The sequence below is a fragment of the Mycobacterium sp. genome (assembly GCF_049683935.1).
In the GTDB taxonomy this organism is placed as follows: domain Bacteria; phylum Actinomycetota; class Actinomycetes; order Mycobacteriales; family Mycobacteriaceae; genus Mycobacterium.
Map to the genome: position 1 here is coordinate 1 of NZ_JBAUJR010000509.1, position 8020 is coordinate 8020.

General features: G+C 66.8%; 6 protein-coding genes. 3 read left to right on the forward strand and 3 right to left on the reverse strand.

From position 1 onward, the window contains the following. Positions 1 to 102 precede the first annotated feature (102 nt). Complete coding sequence (locus tag WA965_RS28920) at positions 103 to 375, forward strand: WhiB family transcriptional regulator (RefSeq protein WP_178360859.1); 273 nt, start codon at positions 103 to 105, stop codon at positions 373 to 375. Positions 376 to 395: 20 nt separating this feature from the next. Here the strand turns inward: WA965_RS28920 and WA965_RS28925 are convergent, their stop codons facing one another. From WA965_RS28925 to WA965_RS28935, 3 genes are read right to left on the reverse strand one after another with little or no spacing between them, the layout of a single operon-like run. Further along, positions 396 to 1733: a macrolide-binding ATPase MABP-1 gene (locus WA965_RS28925; RefSeq protein WP_526300765.1), complete on the reverse strand. Its 1338-nt coding sequence runs from the start codon at positions 1731 to 1733 to the stop codon at positions 396 to 398. Positions 1734 to 1775: 42 nt separating this feature from the next. Beyond that, positions 1776 to 2612: a cyclodehydratase gene (locus WA965_RS28930; protein WP_526300767.1), complete on the reverse strand. Its 837-nt coding sequence runs from the start codon at positions 2610 to 2612 to the stop codon at positions 1776 to 1778. A gap of 60 nt (positions 2613 to 2672) precedes the next feature. After that, positions 2673 to 4046, reverse strand: coding sequence for a zinc-dependent metalloprotease (locus tag WA965_RS28935; protein ID WP_526300769.1), 1374 nt, complete (start codon positions 4044 to 4046; stop codon positions 2673 to 2675). Between the two features lie 91 nt (positions 4047 to 4137). On the opposite strand from WA965_RS28935, the gene WA965_RS28940 reads away from it, so the two are divergent. Together WA965_RS28940 and WA965_RS28945 are read left to right on the forward strand one after the other, a co-directional pair. Then, the gene (locus WA965_RS28940; RefSeq protein WP_526300771.1) at positions 4138 to 5160 is read left to right on the forward strand and encodes a YlbL family protein; all 1023 of its coding nucleotides are present in this window, start codon (positions 4138 to 4140) and stop codon (positions 5158 to 5160) included. A gap of 77 nt (positions 5161 to 5237) precedes the next feature. Continuing rightward, positions 5238 to 8020, forward strand: a 2783-nt coding sequence (locus tag WA965_RS28945) for a UPF0182 family membrane protein (protein ID WP_526448291.1), incomplete at its 3' end; no start/stop codon positions are given.

Consider the following 8020-nt stretch of genomic DNA (forward strand, 5'->3'; position numbering starts at 1 on the left):
ATCACCGGATCCGTGGCCAGATTCGTTTCGGAACCCTTTTCGAAGCCTGGTCGCAGATCCGTCACCGATGACAATCAACGACCAGGAAGAAGAGGACCGGACATGTCTTCCCTGACATGTGAGAGAACGAAGCTGGCGGTGCCGTGCCACGAGAATCCCGATCTGTGGTTCGCCGAGGATCCGCGCGATCTCGAACAGGCCAAGGCGCTGTGCACGGACTGCCCGATACGGCGCGAGTGCCTCAACGCCGCACTCGAACGTCAGGAGCCGTGGGGTGTGTGGGGCGGTGAGATCCTGGACCGGGGTTCGGTGATCGCCCGCAAGCGTCCGCGGGGGCGGCCCCGCAAGGACACGAAAGAGCCTGTGGCCGCGTGATTTACGTCGGCCCCGGCGCGCTACACCGCGTCGGGGTCGGCGAATCCCGGCACGGTCTCCTCGGCGATGCTCCGTGTCGGCACGTGCGCATCGAGTTGACACGAGATGGCCACGATCGACGCGATCACCCGCATCGGGATCGCCATCTTCGGCGGGATGTCCATCTGGCGGGCGGCCTTGATCTGCCCGGCGGCCTTGTCGAGTTCGAGGGTGGTCATCCGCTGCAGCCATTTGCGGGTGTAATGGAACACCGGCACCTCGAGCGGGTCGACGTACTGCTTGAGCATGTCGTCGATGTCCGCGGTTGACGGCGTCTGGCCCTTCTGGATGAAGCCGGCCTTCTGCATCGTCGGCAACAGCTTGTCGTAGTTCTTGTCGACGGCGTACCGCAGCGTCTGGCCCAGCTCGATGGGCCAACCCCCGGGCATCGGGGCGACCGCGCCGAAGTCGATGACACCCATCTTTCCGTCCGGCATCAGCATGAAGTTGCCGGGGTGGGCGTCGCCGTGAACCATTTCCAACCGGCCGGGCGCGTCGTTGCAGAACACGAACAGCCGGGTGGCCATCAGGTCGCGCTGCTCCTGGGTTCCCTCGCGGATGATCTGCGACAGCGGGATGCCCTCGATCCACTCCTGGACGACGACTTTGGGCGCGCTGGCCACCACGTGCGGAACGATGAACTGCGGGTGGCCGTCGTAGGCCTTGGCGAACGCCCGCTGATTGTCGGCTTCGAGCCGGTAGTCCAGCTCCATCTCGGTGCGCTCGATCAGCTCGTTGACCACGCCCTGCACATCGGCGCCGGGGGAGAGTTGCTTGAGCACACTGACCATCCGCTGCATCGTCTTCAGGTCGGCACGCAGTGCTTCGTCGGCGCCGGGGTACTGGATCTTGACCGCGACGACGCGGCCGTCGCCCCACACCGCCTTGTGCACCTGGCCGATGCTGGCCGATGCGATGGACTTGTCGTCGAATGATTGGAAGCGGTCCCGCCACTTGGTGCCCAGCTGGGCGTCGAGCACCCGGTGCACCTTGGCCGCGGGCAACGGTGGCGCCTCGCGCTGCAGCTTGGTCAGTGCTTCGCGGTAGGGCTTGCCGTACTGCTCGGGGATCGCGGCTTCCATGACCGAGAGCGCCTGGCCGACCTTCATCGCGCCGCCCTTGAGTTCGCCGAGCACGGTGAACAACTGCTGCGCAGCCTTGTCCATCAATTCAGCGTTGACGTCGTCCCTGGACTTGCCGGTCAGGCGCTTGCCGAAGCCCAGTGCGGCCCGGCCGGCCATGCCTACGGGCAGCGACGCCAGCTTCGCGTTACGCGCGGCCCGCCCTCGCTTGATGTCACTCACGACTCCATCATCCACGACTGCGAAGAACTTCCACCAACTAGTTGGAAACGAGTCATGTCAGCATGAACACATCGCATGCCGCGACCATCTGCGGGCCACGATCGAGCCTGTGGCGACGTCGAATTCCAGCGTCGTGTCCAGTGTGGACGGCGCGGCCGTCGCTTTGCCCGCAGCGTCGTCACAGCTGACCGCGCGAACGACATGGTCGATCTCGTTGAGTGCCAGTGCGGCGGTCGCCAGCACCGTGGCCCGGTTGGCGGTACCCACGGTGTGGCACAGCTGTGCCGCGACGGCGGGCCAGGCCGGGTCTCGGTCGCTGCGGTGCAGGTCAGCGCAGCGCAGACAGCTGGTGACGCCGGGAATCACCAGCGGACCGACCAGCCCGACGCCGTCGCGAACCCGCACGGCCAGGTGGGGAACACCGGCGTCGTGCAGTTCGCGGACCACCCGCGGATCGGCGACCAAGTAGTCGGTCAGCACGACGAGGTCCGCCGATCCCGTGGAGGCGTGGGTTCTGCTGCTCTGGCTGATTCGGACGCCCGAGCTGCGCAGCGACGCGGTGAGCTGGTCGGTCAGCGGGCCGCTGCCGTGGATGCGGACCGAGGCCGCGCGGGTGCGTTGCCGCGAGACTTCGCTGACCACGCCGGCGTCGACGAGATGGCTGACCAGCGTGGTGACCACCGACGCCTCGGCGCCGCGGGTGGCTGCCAGGGACTGCAACTCGGCGATCGTCGCGGCGGATTGCAGCCCGCGCAGCAGTTCAGCCAGGACGTTCGCAGACAACCCGGGCGGCGGATGCACCACGACCGCGCGCCGGGGATCCCAGCCCACCTGGACTGTGTCGTCGGGCCGGGCCAGCACCGGGGTGGCCGTGCTGAGCGCATATCGCGTCATGCAACGACACTGACATGCGCCGGCGACCCCGAGCCGGGTTATCCACAGGGGACGTCGCCCTCACTCGCGCGGGCGGTCGGTCCCGTCGTCGTCGCGCTTGGCGTCGTCGGCTTCGGTCAGGGCCTGTTCGATGGCGCTGTCCAGGTCGCTGGTGTCGCCGCCGATGACGCGGTCGATGAATCCGGCGGGCTCGTCCAGGTCGGATGCGCTCGGCAGCAGGTCGGGGTGCTGCCAGACGGCGTCGCGGGCGTCGGAGCCGACCGCCTGGGTCAGCCGCTCCCACAGCGCCGCGGCCTCACGCATCTTGCGTGGCCGCAGTTCGAGCCCGACCAGGGTGGCGAACGTCTGCTCGGCCGGTCCGCCGGTGGCACGGCGCCGCCGCAGCGTCTCGCTGAGCGCCGGAGTGCCGGGGATCCGTTCGCCCAGAGCGTCGATGACCACGGTCTGCACCCAGCCCTCGATCAGCGCCAGAAGCGTTTCCAGCCGCTCCAGCGCAGCGGTCTGCTCAGGGGTGGCCTTCGGCTCGAAGATGCCCTGATTGAGCAACTGCTCCATCTGGGACGGGTCGGTCAGCGAGGCGGGATTGAAGTCGCGGGCGAACTCCTCGATGCCGCTCATGTCGATCTTGGTGCCCTTGGCGAACGCCTCCACGGTGCTGAGCAGTTGGCTGGCAAGCCACGGCACGTGGCTGAACAACCTGTGGTGGGCGGCTTCGCGAGCGGCCAGGAACGTGACGATCTCGCTGCGCGGTTGCTCGAGGCCGTCGGCGAGTGCCTCGACCGCCTCGGGCATCAGGGCCGCGACCCCCTTGGGTCCCAGCGGCAGCCCGATGTCGGTGGAGGTCAACACCTCTCGGGAGAGCTTGCCCAACGCCTGGCCCAGCTGCGAGCCGAACGCCATGCCACCCATCTGCGACATCATCGACAGCAACGGACCGGCCATGGCCTTCGCTTCTTCGGGCAGCGCCGACGCCCACACCGTCGAGAGCTGCTCGGCGACCGGATCACACAGCCGCTTCCAGGTGTCGAGGGTGTTGTCGAGCCAGTCGGTCGGTGTCCACGCCACCGCCCTGGTGGTGCCGGCCGGCAACGGGGTAGCCCCGTCCAGCCAGGTCTCGGCCAACCGGACCGCGTCGGAGATGGCGGTGGCGGTCTGCTCGGGGACCGGCGCGACGAATCCGATGGAGTTCGAGGCGAGTTGGCGGGCCAGGTCGTAGTTGACCGGTCCGGCACCCGATCCGCCGGGCGTCATCGTCCCGGCGCCACTGAACATCTCGCCGAGCTTGCTGAAGATCTGGCCGAGTTGCGACATGTCGAACTCGGCGCCGCCCGGGAACGCACCCCCGAAGGGATCGCCACCGGAGCCGGGGTCCTTCTTGGGTTTGTCACGCTCAGGGTCATCCCCGGCGGAGAAGCCGAAGGGCGGGTCAGCCATAGGTCCAACCGTACTCACCGCACCGCGGTCGTGCGGCGATGCGGGTCACGCTCTCAGTGAACCTGCCGGGTGAACCTCTACTGTGGGCGGCGTGAACAGGCGGATCTCCACCCTGATCGTCGCGCTGGTGCCGATCCTGGCGTTCGGCATTCTGATGACGTTGGTGACGGTGCCGTATGTCGCGCTCGGGCCCGGCCCGACGTTCGACACGCTCGGGGAGGTCGACGGAAAGCAGGTCGTCGACATCGAGGGCGCCGATGTCCACCCCACGTCCGGGCACCTCAACATGACGACGGTGTCGCAGCGCGACGGGCTGACGCTCGGGCAGGCGCTGGTGTTCTGGGCTTCGGGTCGTGACCAGTTGATTCCGCGCGATCTGGTGTACCCGCCGGACCGCACGAAGGAAGAGATCGACGAGGCGAACACCACCGACTTCCGGCAATCGGAGGACAGCGCGGAGTACGCCGCACTGCACTACCTGGAGTACCCGATGGCCGTCACCGTGGAGAACGTCGACTCCGAGGGCCCGTCGAACGACAAGTTGCAGGCCGGCGACGCCATCGACGCGGTCAACAATCAACCCGTCGCCACCCTCGAGCAGTTCCAGGAGATCCTCGCGGAGACCAAACCCGGTGACCGGATCGTCGTCGACTACCGCCGCAAGAACGCCCCTGCCGGGATCGCCGAGATCACGCTCGGTAAGCACCCCGACCGCGACCAGGGTCTGCTCGGGGTCGGCGTGCTGGATGCGCCGTGGGCGCCGTTCACCATCGACTTCAACCTCGCCAACATCGGCGGGCCGTCGGCGGGTCTGATGTTCAGCCTCGCGGTGGTCGACAAGCTGACCACCGGCGACGTCAACGGATCCAAGTTCGTCGCCGGTACCGGGACCATCACCGGTGACGGCGAGGTCGGCTCGATCGGCGGCATCACCCACAAGATCGTCGCGGCCCGCGAGGCCGGCGCCACCGTCTTCCTGGTGCCGGCCGACAACTGCGACGAGGCCAAGAGCGCCGACGAAGACGGCATCGAACTCCTCAGGGTGGAGACGCTCGAGGAGGCGATCGGCTCGTTGCGGACGCTTTCCGCTGGTGGCGAACCCCCTAGCTGCTGACGCGATGCGCCCGGGCGGGTGCGTAGAGTTATGGCACCTGTACAACTGCTGGGAATGTTCGAGACTGGAGTGATCGAGTGGGTATGCGGCCCGCGGCGAAAATGCCGACGCTGACGCGACGAAACCGGGTACTGATCGGGGTCGCCCTGGTCGCCGTGGTCTTGTTGTTGATCGGTCCCCGTTTCATCGACACCTATGTGAACTGGCTGTGGTTCGGCGAACTGGGATACCGCTCGGTGTGGACCACCCAGATCGTGACGCGTGTTGTCATCTTCTTCGTCGTGGCCATCCTGATGGCTGGCGTCGTGTTCGCCGCAATGGCGCTCGCCTATCGGACCCGGCCGGTGTTCGTGCCCACCGCAGGCCCCAATGATCCGATCGCGCGTTACCGCACCGCGGTCATGTCGCGGCTGCGCCTGGTGGGCATCGGGGTGCCGGCCTTCATCGGTGTGATGTCGGGGTTTGTGGCACAGAGCTACTGGGACCGCGTGCAGCTGTTCCTGCACGGCGGCAGCTTCGGTGTCTCCGACCCACAGTTCGGCCTCGATCTGGGCTTCTACGCGTTCGATCTGCCGTTCTACCGGCTGGTGCTGACCTCGCTGTTCGTCGCCGGCTTCCTGGCCTTCATCGCGAACCTGCTGGGCCACTACCTGTTCGGCGGGATCCGGCTCACCGGACGCGCGGGTGCGCTGAGCCGCGCGGCCCGCATCCAGCTGATCACCATGCTCGGCGTCCTGATGCTGCTCAAGGCCGTCGCCTACTGGTTCGACCGCTACGAACTGCTCAGCAACACCCGCGGCGGCAAGCCGTTCACCGGTGCCGGCTACACCGACATCAACGCGGTACTGCCGGCGAAGCTGATCCTGATGGCCATCGCGGTGATCTGTGCGGTGGCGGTGTTCTCGGCGATCTTCCTGCGCGATCTGCGGATCCCCGCCATCGGCGTGGTGCTGCTGCTGCTCTCGTCGCTGGTCATCGGCGCCGGCTGGCCGCTGGTGGTCGAGCAGATCAGCGTCCGGCCCAACGCCGCGCAGAAGGAAAGCGAATACATCGGCCGAAGTATCACGGCGACCCGGCAGGCCTACGGGATCACCGACGAAACGGTGACCTACCGCAGCTACCCGGGCAACACGTCCGCGACCGCGCAGCAGGTGGCCGCCGACCGTGCCACCACCTCGAACATCCGCGTGCTCGACCCGAACATCGTCAGCCCGGCGTTCACCCAGTTCCAGCAGGGCAAGAACTTCTACTTCTTCCCCGATCAACTGAACATGGACCGCTACGCCGACGAAGACGGCAACCTGCGCGACTATGTGGTCGCCGCACGCGAGCTGAACCCGGACCGCCTGATCGACAACCAGCGCGACTGGATCAACCGGCACACCGTGTTCACCCACGGCAACGGCTTCATCGCCTCGCCGGCCAACACGGTGCGCGGGGTGGCCAACGATCCCAACCAGAACGGTGGCTATCCCGAGTTCCTGTCCAGCGTCGTCGGCGAGAACGGTGAGGTGGTCTCACCGGGACCGGCGCCGCTGGCCCAGCCCCGCATCTACTACGGCCCGGTCATCGCCAACACGCCTGCCGACTACGCGATCGTCGGCGAGAACGGTGCCCCGCGCGAGTACGACTACGAAACCAACACCGACACCCGGAACTACACCTACACCGGCTCCGGTGGTGTGCCGATCGGTAACTGGCTGTCGCGCAGCGTGTTCGCCGCCAAGTACGCCGAACGCAACTTCCTGTTCTCCAACGTGATCGGCGAGAACAGCAAGATCCTGTTCAACCGGGATCCGGCCGACCGGGTGGAGGCCGTGGCTCCGTGGCTGACCACCGACACCGCGATGTACCCGGCGATCGTCAACGAGCGCATCGTCTGGATCGTCGACGGTTACACCACGCTGGACAACTATCCGTACTCGGAGTTGACGTCGCTGTCGAGCGCCACGATCGACTCCAACGAAGTGGCGCTGAACCGGTTGCAGCCGGACAAGCAGGTGTCCTACATACGCAACTCGGTCAAGGCGACCGTCGACGCCTACGACGGCACCGTCACGCTGTACGCCCAAGACGAGCAGGACCCCGTGCTGCAGGCCTGGATGAAGGTCTTCCCCGACACCATCCAGCCCAAGAGCGCGATCTCCCCCGAACTGCAGGAGCACCTGCGCTACCCGGAGGATCTGTTCAAGGTGCAGCGCGCACTGCTCGCGAAGTACCACGTCGACGACCCGGTGACGTTCTTCTCGACGTCGGACTTCTGGGACGTGCCGCTGGATCCGAACCCGACTGCCAGCAGCTACCAGCCGCCCTATTACATCGTCGCCAAAGATCTTGCGCTGCAGGATCGTTCGTCGTCATTCCAGCTGACGAGTGCGATGAACCGATTCCGACGGGACTTCCTGGCGGCCTACATCAGCGCCAGTTCGGATCCCGAGACGTACGGCAGACTCACGGTGTTGACCATCCCGGGTCAGGTCAACGGCCCCAAGTTGGCCTTCAACGCGATCAGCACCGACACCGCGGTCAGCCAGGACCTCGGTGTGATCGGCCGCGACAATCAGAACCGGATCCGCTGGGGCAACCTACTGACGTTGCCGATCGCTGACGGTGGTCTGCTCTACGTCGCCCCGGTCTACGCCTCGCCGGGGAACACCGACGCCGCGTCGTCGTACCCGCGCCTCATCCGCGTGGCGATGATGTACAACGACCAGATCGGCTACGGGCCGACCGTTCGGGACGCGCTGACCGACCTGTTCGGTGAGGGAGCCGACGCCACCGCCACCGGGCCGGAACCCACCGGCTCGACGGCCGGCCAGCAACCCGAGGCGCAACCGCAGGCCGACCAGCAGGCGTCGGT